This window comes from Streptomyces sp. KL2, assembly GCF_046529545.1.
Classification (GTDB): domain Bacteria; phylum Actinomycetota; class Actinomycetes; order Streptomycetales; family Streptomycetaceae; genus Streptomyces; species Streptomyces radiopugnans.
The window spans coordinates 3,905,179-3,921,765 of the sequence record NZ_CP127170.1 but is presented as its reverse complement, the minus strand read 5'-3'; the positions used below and the strand labels follow the sequence as shown (position 1 = coordinate 3,921,765).

The window sequence follows — 16,587 nt, the reverse complement described above, 5'->3', positions numbered from 1 at the left end:
GCCCGCCGCACGGGCGCCCCGCCGTACGGGCCTCAGCCGCGCGGCACCCGCACCACGCCCTCCTGCATCACCGTGATCGCCAGCCGTCCGTCGGCGGTGAAGATCCGGCCGTGGCCCAGGCCGCGGCCGGACTGGGAGGTGGGGCTGGACTGGTCGTACAGCAGCCACTCGTCCACCCGGAAGGGACGGTGGAACCACATCGCGTGGTCCAGGCTCGCGCCCACCACGTCCCCGACCGTCCAGCCGCCGCGGCCGTGGGCGAGGAGGACGGGCTCCAGCAGGCTCATGTCGGAGATGTAGGCGGCCAGGCAGAGGTGGAGCATCGGCCGGTCGAGGTCGCCGTCGAGCTTGCCGGCCGTGCGGAACCAGACCTGGGAGCGCGGCTCGCGCGGCTGCCCGGCCGTCGCGTACGGCGGTTCGGTGACGTACCGCAGGTCGACCGCCGCGCGCGCCTCGGCGAGGCGGTCGGCGACGCCGGGGTCGCTGAACAGATGGGCGTGGCGCGGCAGCAGCTCGGTGGAGTCCGGCAGCGTCTCCGGGTCCGGGGCGGCCGGCATCGGCTCCTGGTGCTCCAGCCCGTCCTCGCCGGTCTGGAAGGACGCCGACAGATGGAAGATCGGCTGCCCGTGCTGGACGGCGACGACCCGGCGGGTGGTGAAGGACCGCCCGTCGCGGATGCGGTCGACCGTGTAGACGATCGGCGCGTCCGGGTCGCCGGGGCGCAGGAAGTAGGCGTGCAGCGAGTGCGCGAGCCGGTCGTCGGGGACGGTGCGGAAGGCCGCGACGAGCGCCTGCGCGGCCACCTGCCCGCCGAAGACCCGGGGGACGACCGCCGAACGGCTCTGGCCGCGGAAGATGTCGCGGTCGATCCGCTCCAGGTCGAGCAGGCCGACCAGGTCCAGCAGGGCGGACGGGGGCGCCTCGCCGGCGCCCGCGCCCGTGCCGTCGTTCGTCATGGAAGGTAGGTGTCCTCCGCTCGGTTCCGTGCCCGGCCGCCCCGTTCCCGGCCGCTCACAGGCCCATCGACTTGGCGATGATGGACCGCATGACCTCGCTGGTGCCCCCGTAGATGCGGGTGACGCGGGTGTCGGCGTACAGGCGCGAGATCGGGTACTCCCGCATGTAGCCGTAACCGCCGTGCAGCTGGAGGCACTTGTCGATGACCTTGGCGGCGGTCTCGGTGGTGAACAGCTTGACGGAGGCGGCGTCGGCGGGGGTCAGCTCCCCGGCGTCCAGGGCGTCCAGCGCGCGGTCCACGACCGCCTGCATGGCGTCCACGTCCGCCTGGCAGTCGGCCAGCACGAACTTGGTGTTCTGGAAGGAGGCCACGGGCTTGCCGAAGACCGTGCGGTCCCTGACGTACTCGTGGGCGAAGCGGACGGCGGCGGCGGACTGCGCGTATGCGCCGATCGCGATGCCCAGGCGCTCCTGCGGGAGGTTGTGGGTGAGGTAGGAGAACGCCTTGCCCTCCTCGCCGAGCAGGTCCTCGACGGGGACACGGACGTCGGTGAAGGACAGCTCGGCGGTGTCGGAGGACTTCAGGCCCAGCTTGTCGAGGTTGCGGCCGACGGCGTAGCCCTCGCTCTTCGTGTCCACCACCAGGATGGAGATGCCCCCGCGGCGGTCCTCGGGGGTCGGCGGGGCGGTGCGGCAGCAGACCAGGACGCGGTCGGCCTGGACGCCGCCGGTGATGAATGTCTTGGCGCCGTTGAGTATGTAGTGCGTGCCGTCCTCGGACAGCTTCGCGGTGGTCTTCATGCCGGCCAGGTCCGAGCCGGCGCCGGGCTCGGTCATGGCGATGGCGGTCATCATCTCGCCGGTGACGAAGGGCGGCAGCCAGCGGCGCTTCTGCTCCTCGTTCGCGTACTTCAGCAGATAGGGCAGGCACAGCGCCGTGTGGACGCCGGAGCCGCCGAAGCTGACGCCGGCACGGGCGGTCTCCTCGTAGATGACCGCGCTGTACTTGAAGCTGGTCTCGCCGGCACCGCCGTACTCCTCGGGCACCTCGATGCCGAAGACGCCCAGCTCGCCGAGTTTCAGGTAGAGCTCGCGGGGGACGTAGCCCTGCTTCTCCCACTGGCCGTAGTGGGGCACGACCTCGGCGGCGATGAAGTCGCGGATGGTCTCGCGGAACGCCTCGTGGTCCTCGTTGAACACCGTGCGACGCACGTCATCGCCTCCTGGGGCCGGAAAACTAAGCGCTTGCTCAGACGCAAGCTACCGAAGGGCCGAATCGGCTGTCCAGGGGTGTTCCGGTGGTTGTCCGCCGCTGTGGGCGGTGTCATACGCGGTCATGCGCGGCCATGCGCGCACGGCGGGCGCCTGCGCGGGGCCCGGGCGGGGCTCGCGGCGAGACCCGGGACGGGCCTCAGCCCTCGGCGCCCGCCCCGCCGTCGTTCACGCCGCCCTCCGCGCCGCCCTCCACGCGGTACACGCCGCCCGCGCCGCCGGTCGCACCGCCGTCCGCCGCGGCCGCGGCGAAGGCGCCGCGGGCCAGCCGGTGCAGGAGTGCGGCCGCCGCGTCGCGGTCCGGCAGCGAGGAGGGGCGGCTCAGATGGGGCGTGGAGTTGAGCAGGCCGAAGACGGCGTGGACGGAGGCGCGGGCCTCCTTCTCCGGCAGCTCCGGATGCACCTGGCGCACGACGCCCACCCACAGCTCCACGTACTGGCGCTGGAGCTGGCGCACCAGCTTGCGGTCGCTGTCGCGCAGCCGGTCCAGCTCCCGGTCGTGGAGAGTGATCAGGGCGCGGTCGTCGAGTGCGAAGTCGATGTGGCGGCCGATGAGCGCGTCCAGCGTCGCCCCCGGCGCGAGGCCCGCCTCGCCGGACTCCGCCAGGCACCTGCGCCCGCCCGAGTACAGCCGCTCGCTGATGCCCACCAGCAGCTCCGCGAGCATCGCGTCCTTGCCCGCGAAGTGGCGGTAGAGACCGGGGCCGCTGATGCCGACCGCCGCGCCTATCTCGTCCACGCCGACGCCGTGGAAGCCGCGCTCGGCGAACAGGCGGGCGGCCTCGCCGAGGATCTGCTCTCGGCGGGTGGGGGCGTCGGTCCTGGTGGTCATGAGGGAATTGTAGACAGCCGGGTTAGCGGGCGTTAACCTGATGGACGAGGTTAACGCTCACTAACCGAGCAAGGGGGCTCGAAGGGCATGCAGCAGGCACCTCCGCTGGTCAGCGCCGTCGATCCGGCGTCAGAGGCGGCGAGGGCGAACGAGGCCGCGCACCGCGAGCTGGCCGCGCGACTGCGCGAGAAGCTCGCCGCGGCACGGCTGGGCGGCGGCGAGCGGGCACGGGCGCGGCACACCGCGCGCGGCAAGCTGCTGCCGCGGGACCGGGTGGACACCCTGCTGGATCCGGGGTCCCCCTTCCTGGAGCTGGCTCCGCTCGCGGCGGACGGGATGTACGACGGCCAGGCCCCGGCCGCGGGCGTGATCGCCGGCATCGGGCGGGTGTCGGGCCGCGAGGTGGTGGTCGTCGCCAACGACGCCACGGTCAAGGGCGGCACGTACTACCCGATGACGGTCAAGAAGCACCTGCGCGCGCAGGAGGTGGCCCTGGAGAACCGGCTGCCGTGCGTGTACCTGGTGGACTCCGGCGGCGCCTTCCTGCCCATGCAGGACGAGGTCTTCCCCGACCGCGAGCACTTCGGGCGGATCTTCTACAACCAGGCCCGGATGTCCGGCGCGGGCATCCCGCAGATCGCCGCCGTCCTCGGCTCGTGCACGGCGGGCGGCGCCTACGTGCCGGCGATGAGCGACGAGGCCGTGATCGTGCGCGGCCAGGGCACGATCTTCCTGGGCGGGCCGCCGCTAGTGAAGGCGGCCACCGGCGAGGTCGTCACGGCCGAGGAGCTGGGCGGCGGCGAGGTCCACTCGCGCACCTCCGGGGTGACCGACCACCTCGCCGAGGACGACGCCCACGCCCTGCGCATCGTGCGGGACATCGTGGTCACCCTCCCCCGCCGCGGCCCGCTGCCGTGGCCGGTGGAGCCGGTGGAGGAGCCGAAGGTCGACCCGGCCGGGCTCTACGGCGCGGTCCCCGTGGACCCGCGCACCCCCTACGACGTGCGCGAGGTCATCGCCCGTGTCGTCGACGGCTCCCGGTTCGCGGAGTTCAAGGCCGAGTACGGCACGACGCTGGTGACGGGCTTCGCCCGCATCCACGGCCACCCGGTCGGGATCGTCGCCAACAACGGCATCCTGTTCGCCGAGTCCGCCCAGAAGGGCGCGCACTTCATCGAGCTGTGCGACCAGCGCGGCATACCGCTGGTGTTCCTGCAGAACATCTCCGGCTTCATGGTGGGCCGCCAGTACGAGGCGGGCGGCATCGCCAAGCACGGCGCCAAGATGGTGACGGCCGTGGCCTGCACCCGGGTGCCCAAGCTGACGGTCGTCGTCGGCGGCTCCTACGGAGCGGGCAACTACTCGATGTGCGGCCGGGCGTACTCGCCGCGCTTCATGTGGATGTGGCCCAACGCCAAGATCTCGGTGATGGGCGGCGAGCAGGCCGCGTCGGTGCTGGCCACCGTCAAGCGCGACCAGCTGGAGGCGCGTGGCGAGGAGTGGAGTGCCGAGGAGGAGGACGCCTTCAAGGCGCCCATCCGCGAGCAGTACGAGACCCAGGGCAACGCCTACTACGCCACCGCGCGGCTGTGGGACGACGGCGTGATCGACCCGCTGGAGACGCGTACGGTGCTCGGCCTCGCGCTCACCGCGTGCGCGAACGCGCCGCTGCCCGAGAAGGACCCCGCGGCGCCCGGCTACGGCGTTTTCCGGATGTGAGGGGGATGCGTTCCATGTTCGACACGGTGCTGGTCGCCAACCGCGGCGAGATCGCCGTCCGCGTCATCCGCACGCTGCGGCGGCTGGGCGTGCGCTCGGTCGCCGTCTTCAGCGACGCGGACGCCGACGCACGCCATGTGCGGGAGGCGGACACCGCGGTGCGGATCGGCCCGGCGGTGGCCTCCGAGAGTTATCTGTCGATCGAGAGGCTGCTCCGGGCCGCCCGGCGGACGGGCGCCCAGGCGGTGCACCCCGGCTACGGCTTCCTCGCCGAGAACGCCGCCTTCGCCCGCGCGGTGGAGGCGGCCGGGATGGTCTTCGTCGGCCCGCCCGCCGACGCCATCGAGCTGATGGGCGACAAGATCCGCGCCAAGGAGACGGTGCGGGCCGCCGGGGTGCCGGTGGTGCCCGGCAGCAGCGGCAGCGGACTGACCGACGCCGAACTGACCGCCGCGGCGCTGGAGATCGGGACCCCGGTCCTGCTCAAGCCCTCGGCCGGAGGCGGCGGCAAGGGCATGCGGCTGGTGCGCGACGAAGCGCTGCTGGCCGAGGAGATCGCCGCCGCGCGGCGCGAGGCCCGCGGCGCCTTCGGCGACGACACGCTGCTGGTGGAGCGGTGGATCGACCGGCCCCGGCACATCGAGATCCAGGTCCTGGCCGACGGCCACGGCACCGTGGTGCACCTGGGCGAGCGCGAGTGCAGCCTCCAGCGCCGCCACCAGAAGATCATCGAGGAGGCGCCCAGCCCACTGCTGGACGAGGCCACCCGTGCCGCGATGGGCGAGGCGGCCGTACGCGCCGCCCTCTCCTGCGGCTACCGGGGCGCCGGCACGGTGGAGTTCATCGTTCCCGGCGGCGATCCGGCCGCCTACTGCTTCATGGAGATGAACACCCGCCTCCAGGTCGAGCACCCGGTGACGGAGCTGATCACCGGCCTGGACCTGGTGGAGTGGCAGCTGCGGGTGGCGGCCGGCGAGCCGCTGGCCTTCGGCCAGGAGGACGTCCGCCTGAACGGGCACGCGGTGGAGGCCCGGATCTGCGCGGAGACGGCGCGCGCCACCGGCGAGAGGGTGGACTTCCTGCCGTCGGCCGGTACCGTCCATCTGCTCTCGGAGCCCTCGGGCGAGGGCGTCCGCGTGGACTCCGGGCTCGCGCAGGGCACCGAGGTGGGCACCGTCTACGACCCGATGCTCGCCAAGGTGATCGCCCACGGTCCGGACCGGGCCTCCGCGCTGCGGCGGCTGCGTTCCGCGCTGGCGGAGACGACCGTGCTGGGTGTGGACACCAACACCGCCTTCCTGCGCGCCCTGCTGGCCCACCCGGCGGTGGTCTCCGGGGAGCTGGACACCGGCCTGGTGGACCGCGACGCCGCCTCGCTGCTGCCGTCGGCCGTGCCGGACGAGGTCTACGCGGCGGCGGCTCTGCTGCGGCACGCCGCTCTGGAGCCTTCGCCCCCCGCCCCCGCGGGGGGCTCCGCCGGCTGGACGGATCCGTTCTCCACGCCGACCGGCTGGCGGCTGGGCGGCGAGCCCGCCTGGACGGTCCACCACCTGCGGGCACCGGGCCATGAGCCGGTGGCCGTGCGGGTGCGCGGGCGGGCCGACGGTGCCGAGGTCCGCGTCGGGGACGCCGAACCGGTGAGTGCCGCGCTGCGGTCGCAGGGCGGTGGGGATTCCGGCGGGGACTCCGGCCGCGCGCTGCTGACCTGGGACGGGATGACCCACTCCTTCGCCCACACCCGCTTCGGCGGCAGCCGCTGGCTCGGCCGCGACGGGCAGGGATGGCACCTGGCCGACCACGACCCGGTCGAGGCGGCCCTGCGGGGCGGCGCGGGAGCGCACGGCGCCGACGCGCTGACCGCGCCGATGCCCGGCACGGTCACCGTCGTCAAGGCGGCCGTCGGCGAGGAGGTCGCCGTCGGCCAGAGCCTGCTGGTGGTGGAGGCGATGAAGATGGAGCACGTCATCGCCGCCCCCTACGACGGGATCGTCACCGAACTGGACGTCACGGCGGGCAGCACGGTCGCCATGGACCAGGTGCTCGCCGTCGTCGAGCCGAAGGACTCCGCGCCGGACGGTGATTCACCGGCGCCGTCGGAGAAGCCGGGGCCGGAGAAGGAGGCCGCGCGATGATCGAGGGTCTGCCCATGGCCGTTGCGGCCGAAGGGCTTCCGGAGCGCGTCCGCATCCACGAGGTGGGTGCGCGCGACGGCCTGCAGAACGAACCGTCGACCGTGCCCGTCGGGGTGAAGGCGGAGTTCATCCGCCGGCTCGCCGACGCCGGGCTGCGCACCATCGAGGCGACCAGCTTCGTCCACCCCAGGTGGGTGCCCCAACTGGCCGACGCCGAGGAGCTGTTCCCTGCCGTGGCCGACCTCGCCGACCGGGCGGGCGCCGACGCCGTACGGCTGCCGGCGCTCGTGCCCAACGAGCGCGGTCTGGAGCGGGCGCTGGCCCTCGGCGTCCGCGAGATCGCCGTCTTCGGCAGCGCCACCGAGTCCTTCGCCAGGGCCAATCTCAACCGCACCGTCGACGAGGCCCTGGCGATGTTCGAGCCGGTGGTCGCCCGCGCGAAGGAGGCGGGCGCCGGGGTCCGCGGCTATCTGTCGATGTGCTTCGGCGATCCCTGGGAGGGCCCGGTGCCCGTCGCACAGGTGGTCGGCGTCTGCCGCCGCCTGCTCGACCTCGGCTGCGACGAGCTGAGCCTGGGCGACACCATCGGCGTGGCCACCCCCGGCCATGTCACCGCCCTGCTGGCCGCCCTGAACGACGCGGGCGTGCCCACCGGCCGCCTCGCGGTCCACTTCCACGACACCTACGGCCAGGCCCTGTCCAACACCCTGGCCGCCCTCCGGCACGGCGTCACCACCGTGGACGCCTCCGCCGGCGGCCTCGGCGGCTGCCCGTACGCCAGGAGCGCCACGGGCAACCTCGCCACCGAGGACCTGGTGTGGATGCTGCACGGCCTCGGCATCGACACCGGGGTCGACCTCGGCCGTCTCACCGCCACCAGCGTGTGGATGGCCGAGCGGCTGGGGCGGCCCAGCCCGTCCCGCACGGTCCGCGCCCTCTCCTCCCGGGAAGCCCACGACACCCGCGGCTCCCAGGGCACCCAGGTCTCCCGCGACTCCCACAAGGAGCAGTGACAGCCATGTCCCTTGACCACCGCCTCTCCCCCGAGCACGAGGAACTGCGCCGCACCGTCGAGGAGTTCGCGCACGACGTCATCGCGCCGAAGATCGGGGAGTTCTACGAGAACCACGAGTTCCCCTACGAGATCGTGCGCGAGATGGGCCGCATGGGCCTGTTCGGCCTGCCCTTCCCCGAGGAGTACGGGGGCATGGGCGGCGACTACCTCGCCCTGTGCCTGGCCCTGGAGGAGCTGGCCCGGGTGGACTCCTCGGTCGCCATCACCCTGGAGGCCGCCGTCTCGCTGGGCGCCATGCCCGTGTACCGCTTCGGCACCGAGGAGCAGAAGCGCCAGTGGCTGCCGAGGCTGTGCTCGGGCGAGATGCTCGGCGCCTTCGGTCTGACCGAGCCCGAGTGCGGTTCGGACGCGGGCGGCACCCGCACCACCGCCGTACGCGACGGCGACGAGTGGGTGATCAACGGCACCAAGTGCTTCATCACCAACTCCGGCACCGACATCACCGGTCTGGTCACCGTCACCGCCGTCACCGGTCGCAAGCCCGACGGCCGCCCGGAGATCTCCTCGATCATCGTCCCCTCCGGCACCCCGGGCTTCACCGTCGCCGCGCCCTACTCCAAGGTCGGCTGGAACGCCTCGGACACCCGCGAGCTGTCCTTCTCCGACGTCCGGGTCCCGGCCGCCAACCTGCTGGGCGAGGAGGGCCGCGGCTACGCCCAGTTCCTGCGCATTCTGGACGAGGGCCGCATCGCCATCTCCGCGCTGGCCACGGGCCTGGCCCAGGGCTGTGTGGACGAGTCGGTGCGGTACGCCGGGGAGCGCCGCGCCTTCGGCCGCCCCATCGGGGCCAACCAGGCCATCCAGTTCAAGCTGGCCGACATGGAGATGCGCGCCCACACCGCCCGCATCGCCTGGCGCGACGCCGCCTCCCGGCTGCTGGCGGGCGAGCCGTTCAAGAAGGAGGCGGCCATCGCCAAGCTGTACTCCTCGGAGATCGCGGTCACCAACGCCCGCGAGGCCACCCAGATCCACGGCGGCTACGGCTTCATGAACGAGTACCCGGTGGCCCGCATGTGGCGGGATTCGAAGATCCTGGAGATCGGCGAGGGCACCAGCGAGGTCCAGCGCATGCTGATCGCCCGCGAGCTGGGCGTCGCCTCCTCCTGATCGGGCGGTCCGGGCCGGGGGACGGGCAAGTGGGGTGGGGGCGCCGCCGACGGCGCCCCCACTCCCGGTCCCGCACACCCGGCCGGACGGGCCAGTCGAACGGGCCGACCGGTCAGGCCGGTCAGGCCGGTCAGGCCGGGGGCAGTTGCTGCTCGGCCCAGATGACCTTCCCGCTCCCGGTGTACCGGGTGCCCCACCTCTCGGAGAGCTGCGCCACCAGGAACAGCCCCCGTCCGCCCTCGTCCGTCGTCGCCGCGCGGCGCAGGTGCGGCGATGTGCTGCTGGTGTCGGAGACCTCGCAGATCAGACTGCGCTCCACCCTGAGCAGCCTGACCCGCACCGGCCCGGTGGCGTGCCGGATGGCGTTGGTGACCAGCTCGCTGAGGATCAGCTCGGTGGTGAACACCGTCTCCTCCAGCCCCCAGTCGGCCAGCCGCCGCGCGACCTCCTCGCGCACGGCGGAGACCGCGGCGGGCTCGGAGGGCACCTCCCACGACGCCGCCTGGTCGGCGGCCAGGGCCCTGGTACGGGCGACGAGCAGGGCGACGTCGTCGCGCGGGCGCCCGGCCAGCATCGCCCCGGTCACCGCGTCGCAGGTCTCCTCCGGGGAGCGGCCGGCCCCGGTCAGGGCCTGCGCCAGCAGATCCAGCCCGGCGTCGATGTCACGCGCCCGGTCCTCCACCAGCCCGTCGGTGTACAGCACCAGCCGGCTGCCTTCGGCCAGTTCGATCTCGGCCGACTCGTAGGGCGGCGCGCCCAGTCCGAGAGGGGCGCTGACGGGCGTGTCGGGGAACTCCACCGCGCCGTCGGGACGGACGACCGCGGGAGGCGGATGCCCGGCCCGGGCCATGACACAGCGCCGGGAGGCCGGGTCGTAGATCGCGTACAGACAGGTGGCGCCCATCATTCCGTGGGTGCCGTCCGGCGTCCCGCTCCCGCCGTCCCCCTCCTGGTCGCTGCGGCTCACCAGTTCGTCGAGATGCCCGATGATCTCGTCGGGCGGCAGGTCCAGGGCGGAGAAGTTGTGGACGGCGGTCCGCAGCCGCCCCATGGTGGCGGCCGCGTGCAGTCCGTGGCCGACCACGTCGCCGACCACCAGCGCCACCCGGGCGCCGGACAGCGGGATCACGTCGAACCAGTCGCCGCCCACCCCCGAGTGGGCGGGCAGGTAGCGGTAGGCGACGTCCAGCGCGTCCTGCTCGGGCAGGGCCCGCGGCAGCAGGCTGCGCTGGAGTGCGGCGGCCATGGTGTGCTCGCGCGTGTAGCGGCGGGCGTTGTCGACGGCGACCGCGGCCCGGGCCACCAGTTCCTCGGCCAGGGACAGATCGTCCCCGTCGAACGGCTCGGGCTTCTCGGAGCGCCAGAAGTTGACCAGTCCCAGAACGATGCCGCGCGCCTGGAGGGGCGCCGCGATCAGGGAGTGGACGCCCTCCGCCATGATCCCCCGGCTGCGCTCGGGGTCCTGTGCCTGCCAGCCGGGGGCGGCGGTCAGGTCGGCCTCCAGGACCGCCTGCCCCGACCCGTAGCCCCGCGCCTGCGGGGTGGAGGGGACGAACCTGATGAGGTCCCCCCTGGCGTAGAAGGAGGGGACCTCACGGATCCCCGCGGTGGCCACCCTGCGCATGTCCACCGCCTCGCCGGCGGGCTCCTCGCCCCGCAGCACCGGCTCGGCCAGGTCGACGGTGACGAAGTCGGCCAGGCGGGGTACGGCGGCCCGCGCCAGCGCCTCGGCGGTGTGCACCATGTCCAGCGTGGTGCCGATCCCCGTGCCCGCGTCGTACAGCAGCCGCAGCCTGCGGCCCGTCGCCTCGGCGCGCTCGGAGAGCAACCGCATCTCGGTGGTGTCCCGGAACGTCGCCACGCTGCCCGACGGGGATCCGTAGCGGTCGACGGGCTGCTGGTTGACGGCCAGCATCCGCTCCCCCGCCATGTGGACCTCGTCGACGGCCACCCGCGCGGATGCCAGCAGCCCGCCGAGGGGCGGCGGGAGTCCGAGGTCGGCGACGGGGCGGCCCTCGGCGTCCGGGGGCAGGTCCAGCAGCCGGCGCGCCTCGTCGTTGGCGAGCACCAGCCGGCCGTCGGCGCCGACGATCAGCACGCCTTCGCGGACGGCGTGCAGGACGGCGTCGTGGTGCTCGTACATGCGGGTCATCTCGCCGGGACCCAGACCGCGGGTCTGGCGCAGCAGCCGCCGGCTGACCACCGCCGTGCCCGCCATGGACAGCAGCAGCGCCCCCGCGGAGGCGCCGAAGAGGAGCGGGAACTGGCCTCCGGCGGTGCCCTCGACGTTCTCGACGGTGATGCCCGCGGAGACCAGGCCCACGACCGAGCCGCCCGCGTCCCGGACGGGGACGACCGCCTGAACCAGAGGGCCGATGGTGCCGACGATCTCCTCGGTGACGACCTCGCCCCGCAGCGCCGGTTCGATGTTGCCGACGAACTTCTTCCCGATCCGGTCCGGCTTGGGGTGGGTGTAGCGGGTCCCGTCGGTGTCCGTCACCACGAGGAAGTCCACGCCGGACCGCTCCCTGACGCCCTCGGCGAGCGGCTGGAGCCGGGCGGCGGGATCGTCGCCCGCGAGCACCGCCGGCAGTCCGGGCGCACCGGCGAACCCCTCGGCGACCGCGACCGACCGGTTGCGCGCCTCCCGCGTGCTGTCGTTGCGCGCCTGCACCACCAGGGCCGCCACGGCCGCGAGGACGAGCAGGAGGACGAGGACGGCCTGGAGGACGAACACCTGGCCCGCCAGACTGCGCACGCCCAGCAGCGAGCCGGGGTGCCGCTCCGGCGGTCGTCTCGTCCTGTCCCCGGGATCCTCGCCCCCCGTCCTCCCGCCCTCATGCCGTTCCACTGGTGAACGCCGGGCACCGAGCAGTCGGCGCAGTGAATCCCGAGATCGGTCAGAAAGTCCGATCACATGCCCATTCTTAACACTGTTCTCCGTTTCGAGGCGAACAGCCCCCGTCCGCGGACGGGGGGAGCCACGACCGCGAGCGGAGCGGAAGGGTTTCAAAAAATCTTGGCCACTCCTTCGGACGCACCCGCGGGAGTGGGTAAGGAAAGAGAACAGGCACCTCACCAGAAGTAACCGGGAGAACACACATGGCTACTCCCATCGGCGCGAGCGCATTCGTCGCCGCGCTCAGGAAAGAGGGGCTCAGAGTCGTCGAGGTCGGTAGCTGGCGCACCCACAACCGCAACCACAAGGGCCCGTGGGGGCCGGTGCACGGCGTGATGATCCACCACACCGTGACCTCCGGGTCGGCACGGACGGTCGAGATCTGCCGCACCGGCTACTCGACGCTGCCGGGTCCGCTGTGCCACGGCGTGATCACCAAGGACGGGCGGGTCCACATGGTCGGCCACGGCCGTGCCAACCACGCCGGCATGGGCGACGACGACGTCCTGCGCGCCGTCATCGCCGAAAGACCCCTGCCCCCGGACAACGAGGCGAACACCGACGGCAACCGCCACTTCTACGGCTTCGAGTGCGAGAACCTCGGCGACGGCCGCGACCCCTGGCCCGCGGCCCAGCTGGACGCCATCGAACGCGCCGCGGCCGCGCTGTGCCGCCACCACGGCTGGAAGGCGGAGTCCGTGATCGGGCACCTGGAGTGGCAGCCCGGCAAGGTCGACCCGCGCGGTTTCTCCATGAACACGATGCGCGCCCGCGTACGCGAGCGCCTGAACCACAGCCCCGGCTGGGACCGGGGCGAGGAGGACGACGTGCCCAAGGTGATCGGCGAGTACCAGACCAGCGACATCCGGCTCGCTCCCCGGCAGTGGAAGACCCTCGACATCAAGGGCACCGACATCCTGACCGGCGCGACGCGCTACCAGGTGATGGCGCACCTCACCGCAGCCCTCCCGGCCGGGTCCACGATCCAGGGCCGCTTCTACCACCTGCGGCCGGACGGCACCCGCTGGGAGTCCGGGATCATCGAGCGCGTCGGCACCTCGGGGAACACCTACGCCGACTTCCACCACTCCGGCAGCATCGCGCGCGGCGAGAAGCTGCGCTTCGAGGCCGCCTACTACCCCGCCGATCCGAACGACGACGCCCCGGTGACCATCGCCACCTCACGTCTGCGCGGCCTCTACTGGGAGTGACGGACGCCGGGGCCGGTGCGCACCGGGGCCGGCGGGCGGGGTTCCGGTCCGGCGGCTGAGACAATCACCGCATGACCGAGATACTCCAGCGGGCGGGGAACTGGACGTTCGACGGCGGCACGGTGCGCATCGTGCCGGGGCACCACAAGAGCGTGCACAGGCTGCGGAGGCTGCTCGGCGAGGTGGCGGTGCCGCTGGAGGCGGTGTCGGGGATCGCCTACGAGCCCGGCCGCAAGGCCGGCCGGCTGCGTCTGCGGCTGCGGCACGGCGCCGACCCGCTCCTCCAGGCCTCGGGCGGACGGCTGCCCGACGCCGCCGACCCGTACAGCCTCGAGGTGGAGCCGGACCGCGCCGGGGTCGCCGAGTACTTCGCGGACGAGCTGCGCAACGCCCTGCTGCTGGAGCAGGTGCCCGTCGCCGAGCCGTGCGACCGCTATCTGCTGCCCGGCCCGCCGGTGCCGCTGACGGCGCAGGGCACCGACGGGACGGCCTCCTTCGACGGGGACCGGGTGCGGATCGACTGGAACTGGATGGCGGAGGGGAGCAAGTCCTCCGCCGGACCGCGGACGTTCGCGCTGCACGAGCTGGCGGGTGTGGAGTGGTCCCCGGCGGTCGGGCTGGAGAACGGCTTCGTGCGCTTCCACCCCAAGGGCTCGCACGCCGTCCTCAAGCCCGACCACGACCCCAACTGCCTGGTGCTGTGGGGGGTTCGGCAGGCCAAGGACGTCAGCTCGGTGCTGCTGGCCGCCGCCGTCACCGCCCGGCTGCCGCACCCCTCGGTCTCCGCCTCCGCTCCCGCCCTGCCGCCCGCGGACGGCCCGCGGTCCGAGGCCGGCTCCGGCTCCGAGCACGGCTCCGGTTCCCAGTACGGCTCCGGTTCCGAGGGGGCCGATCACGACGTCCTGCTGCGGCGGCTGCGCGAGCTGGGCGAGCTGCGCCGGGACGGGGTGCTCACCGACGAGGAGTTCACCGCGGCCAAGCAGGCCGTACTGCGCCGCTTCTGACAGCGGGAGAGCGGCGGGAGACGGCGGAGGGTGAGGGGCGGTGACCGGGCCGCCTCGGCCCCCACTTCCCCCTTCGGCCCCGCCCCTGCCCGATATCGGGCAGATTTCTTGCACAAGAGCGAGTGCGGGCCTCAGTATCTACGAGTGCTCGAACGCCCCTCGGCCCATGACGACCTCGTGGACCACCTCGTCCGCTCCACGCCGCTCCGGCGCGGCGAGGCGGCCCGGGTGGTCCTGGACGTCCTGGCGTACTTCGACGAGACGGTCGAGGAGTTCGTGCGCCGCCGCCACCGCGAGCTGCAGTCCCGGGGGCTGGCGAACCAGGAGATCTTCGAGCGGATCGCGGCCGAACTGCCGCACCGCGCGGTGGCCCCGCCCGGACTCTCCCTGCGGCAACTGCGCCGCATCGTCTACGGCTGACCGCCGCCCGCCGACCGCGGTGCCGGCCGGCCGCCGAAGGACCGGGCGCCCGCGGACCGGGCGCCCGGAACGAACCGACCGATAGCCTTGAGGACCCGTATGTGCGGAATCGTGGGATACATCGGCGGGCGCGACGCCGCCCCGCTGCTGCTGGAAGGCCTCCAGCGCCTGGAGTACCGGGGTTACGACTCCGCCGGCATCGCCGTCCACGGCAGCGGCACCGGCCGGGCCGCGGGCCTGCGCACGGTCAAGGCCAAGGGCCGCGTACGCGAGCTGGAGGCGCGCCTGCCCGAGCGCTTCGCGGGCACCACCGGCATCGCCCACACCCGATGGGCCACCCACGGCGCCCCCAGCGACGAGAACGCCCACCCGCACCGGGACGCCGGCGGCCGTGTGGCCGTCGTCCACAACGGCATCGTCGACAACGCCGAGGAGCTGCGCGCGCGGCTGACCGCCGAGGGCGTGGAGTTCGCCTCCGAGACCGACACCGAGGTCCTCGCCCACCTCATCGGCCGCTCGCAGGCCCCGACGCTGGAGGAGCGGGTCCGCGAGGCGCTGCGCCACATCGAGGGCACCTACGGCATCGCCGTCCTGCACGCCGACTTCCCCGACCGCATCGTCGTGGCCCGCAACGGCTCGCCGGTGGTGCTCGGCATCGGCGAGCACGAGATGTTCGTCGCCTCCGACGTGGCCGCGCTGGTCTCCCACACCCGCCAGGTGGTCACCCTGGACGACGGCGAGATGGCCACCGTCAAGGCCGGCGGCTACCGCACCTGCACCACCGAGGGCAGCCGCACCTCCGCCGTCCCCACGACGGTGGAGTGGGAGGCGCAGTCGTACGACATGGGCGGCCACGACACCTATATGCACAAGGAGATCTCCGAGCAGCCCGACGCCGTGGACCGGGTGCTGCGCGGCCGGATCGACGACCGCTTCGCCACCGTCCGCCTCGACGGCCTCAACCTCGACGCCCGCGAGGCGCGCGGGGTGCGACGGGTGAAGATCCTCGGCTGCGGCTCGGCGTACCACGCGGGCCTGATCGGCGCCCAGCTGATCGAGGAGCTGGCCCGGGTCCCCGCCGACGCCGAGCCCGCCAGCGAGTTCCGCTACCGCAACCCGGTGGTGGACCCCGACACCCTCTACGTCGCCGTCAGCCAGTCCGGGGAGACCTACGACACCCTGGCCGCCGTCCAGGAGCTGCGGCGCAAGGGCGCGCGGGTGCTGGGCGTGGTCAACGTCGTCGGCTCGGCCATCGCCCGCGAGACCGACGGCGGGGTGTACGTGCACGCCGGGCCGGAGGTGTGCGTGGTGTCCACCAAGTGCTTCACCAACACCGCCGTCGCCTTCGCGCTGCTCGCCCTCCACCTCGGCCGCATCCGCGACCTGTCGGTGGCCGACGGCCGGCGGATCATCGCCGGTCTGCGCAGGCTGCCCGGCCAGATCGCCGGGATCCTGGAGCGGGAGGAGGAGATCGCGAAGCTGGCGGCGGAGTACGCGGACGCGAGGTCGATGATGTTCGTCGGCCGGGTGCGCGGCTACCCGGTGGCGCGCGAGGCGTCCCTGAAGCTCAAGGAGGTCTCCTACGTCCACGCCGAGGCGTACCCGGCCTCCGAGCTCAAGCACGGCCCGCTGGCCCTGATCGAGCCCGCCGTGCCGACCGTGGCGGTCCTGCCCGAGGACGAGCTGCTGGAGAAGAACCGCGCCACGCTGGAGGAGGTGCGGGCCCGCGGCGGCCGCATCCTGGCCGTGGCGCACTCCGAGCAGGAGAAGGCCGACCACACGATCGTGGTGCCGCGCAACGAGGTGGAGCTGGACCCGATCCTGATGGGCGTCCCGCTCCAGCTCCTCGCCTACCACACGGCCCTGGCCCTGGGCCGGGACATCGACAAGCCGCGCAACCTGGCGAAGTCCGTGACGGTGGAGTAGGCCGGGAGCGCTCCCGGCCGCGGAAAGCGCGGG

At 73.3% G+C, this 16,587-nt stretch carries 11 protein-coding genes and 1 pseudogene; 8 read left to right on the top strand and 4 right to left on the bottom strand.

What is annotated here, in order from left to right; genetic code table 11:
* Positions 1 to 32 precede the first annotated feature (32 nt).
* The 3 genes from tesB to QPK52_RS17685 form a co-directional block, all read right to left on the bottom strand.
* Positions 33 to 956 carry an acyl-CoA thioesterase II gene (gene tesB / locus QPK52_RS17695; protein WP_410538453.1) on the bottom strand — a complete coding sequence of 308 codons (924 nt, stop codon included), beginning with the start codon at positions 954 to 956 and terminating at the stop codon, positions 33 to 35.
* 55 nt (positions 957 to 1,011) lie between these two features.
* Positions 1,012 to 2,169, bottom strand: coding sequence for an acyl-CoA dehydrogenase family protein (locus QPK52_RS17690; RefSeq protein ID WP_410538452.1), 1,158 nt, complete (start codon positions 2,167 to 2,169; stop codon positions 1,012 to 1,014).
* 199 nt (positions 2,170 to 2,368) lie between these two features.
* Complete coding sequence (locus tag QPK52_RS17685) at positions 2,369 to 3,061, bottom strand: TetR/AcrR family transcriptional regulator (protein ID WP_410538450.1); 693 nt, start codon at positions 3,059 to 3,061, stop codon at positions 2,369 to 2,371.
* 87 nt (positions 3,062 to 3,148) lie between these two features.
* On the opposite strand from QPK52_RS17685, the gene QPK52_RS17680 reads away from it, so the two are divergent.
* The 4 genes from QPK52_RS17680 to QPK52_RS17665 are packed head-to-tail and all read left to right on the top strand — an operon-like array spanning position 3,149 to position 9,094.
* A complete protein-coding gene (locus QPK52_RS17680; RefSeq protein WP_410538449.1) occupies positions 3,149 to 4,780 on the top strand; it encodes a carboxyl transferase domain-containing protein in 1,632 nt (543 codons plus the stop codon).
* 14 nt (positions 4,781 to 4,794) lie between these two features.
* Complete coding sequence (locus QPK52_RS17675) at positions 4,795 to 6,912, top strand: acetyl/propionyl/methylcrotonyl-CoA carboxylase subunit alpha (RefSeq protein WP_410538448.1); 2,118 nt, start codon at positions 4,795 to 4,797, stop codon at positions 6,910 to 6,912.
* Entirely contained in the window at positions 6,909 to 7,925 is a 1,017-nt protein-coding gene (locus tag QPK52_RS17670) for a hydroxymethylglutaryl-CoA lyase (RefSeq protein ID WP_410538447.1), read from the top strand. Before QPK52_RS17675 ends, QPK52_RS17670 begins: the two co-directional genes overlap by 4 nt.
* 5 nt (positions 7,926 to 7,930) lie before the next feature.
* Positions 7,931 to 9,094, top strand: a complete 1,164-nt coding sequence (locus tag QPK52_RS17665) for an acyl-CoA dehydrogenase family protein (protein ID WP_410538446.1) — start codon at positions 7,931 to 7,933, stop codon at positions 9,092 to 9,094.
* A gap of 130 nt (positions 9,095 to 9,224) precedes the next feature.
* Here the strand turns inward: QPK52_RS17665 and QPK52_RS17660 are convergent, their stop codons facing one another.
* On the bottom strand, positions 9,225 to 11,861 hold the full coding sequence (locus QPK52_RS17660; RefSeq protein WP_410540371.1) for a SpoIIE family protein phosphatase: 2,637 nt from the start codon (positions 11,859 to 11,861) through the stop codon (positions 9,225 to 9,227).
* A gap of 347 nt (positions 11,862 to 12,208) precedes the next feature.
* Here QPK52_RS17660 and QPK52_RS17655 point away from each other — a divergent pair.
* The 4 genes and pseudogenes from QPK52_RS17655 to glmS form a co-directional block, all read left to right on the top strand.
* A pseudogene (locus QPK52_RS17655) lies at positions 12,209 to 12,781 on the top strand (N-acetylmuramoyl-L-alanine amidase); the annotation flags it as partial.
* A gap of 494 nt (positions 12,782 to 13,275) precedes the next feature.
* Positions 13,276 to 14,208, top strand: a complete 933-nt coding sequence (locus QPK52_RS17650) for a DUF4429 domain-containing protein (protein WP_410538445.1) — start codon at positions 13,276 to 13,278, stop codon at positions 14,206 to 14,208.
* Between the two features lie 144 nt (positions 14,209 to 14,352).
* Positions 14,353 to 14,628 carry a hypothetical protein gene (locus QPK52_RS17645; protein WP_410538444.1) on the top strand — a complete coding sequence of 92 codons (276 nt, stop codon included), beginning with the start codon at positions 14,353 to 14,355 and terminating at the stop codon, positions 14,626 to 14,628.
* Positions 14,629 to 14,727: 99 nt separating this feature from the next.
* Positions 14,728 to 16,554 carry a glutamine--fructose-6-phosphate transaminase (isomerizing) gene (gene glmS, locus QPK52_RS17640; RefSeq protein ID WP_410538443.1) on the top strand — a complete coding sequence of 609 codons (1,827 nt, stop codon included), beginning with the start codon at positions 14,728 to 14,730 and terminating at the stop codon, positions 16,552 to 16,554.
* Positions 16,555 to 16,587 lie beyond the last annotated feature (33 nt).

What these genes read in the sequence shown, in the direction of transcription:
- tesB (WP_410538453.1), bottom strand. Translation starts at nt 956, where the DNA reads ATGACGAACGACGGCACGGGCGCGGGCGCCGGCGAGGCGCCCCCGTCC.
- QPK52_RS17685 (WP_410538450.1), bottom strand. Translation starts at nt 3,061, where the DNA reads ATGACCACCAGGACCGACGCCCCCACCCGCCGAGAGCAGATCCTCGGC.
- QPK52_RS17680 (WP_410538449.1), top strand. Translation starts at nt 3,149, where the DNA reads ATGCAGCAGGCACCTCCGCTGGTCAGCGCCGTCGATCCGGCGTCAGAG.
- QPK52_RS17675 (WP_410538448.1), top strand. Translation starts at nt 4,795, where the DNA reads ATGTTCGACACGGTGCTGGTCGCCAACCGCGGCGAGATCGCCGTCCGC.
- QPK52_RS17670 (WP_410538447.1), top strand. Translation starts at nt 6,909, where the DNA reads ATGATCGAGGGTCTGCCCATGGCCGTTGCGGCCGAAGGGCTTCCGGAG.
- QPK52_RS17665 (WP_410538446.1), top strand. Translation starts at nt 7,931, where the DNA reads ATGTCCCTTGACCACCGCCTCTCCCCCGAGCACGAGGAACTGCGCCGC.
- QPK52_RS17650 (WP_410538445.1), top strand. Translation starts at nt 13,276, where the DNA reads ATGACCGAGATACTCCAGCGGGCGGGGAACTGGACGTTCGACGGCGGC.
- glmS (WP_410538443.1), top strand. Translation starts at nt 14,728, where the DNA reads ATGTGCGGAATCGTGGGATACATCGGCGGGCGCGACGCCGCCCCGCTG.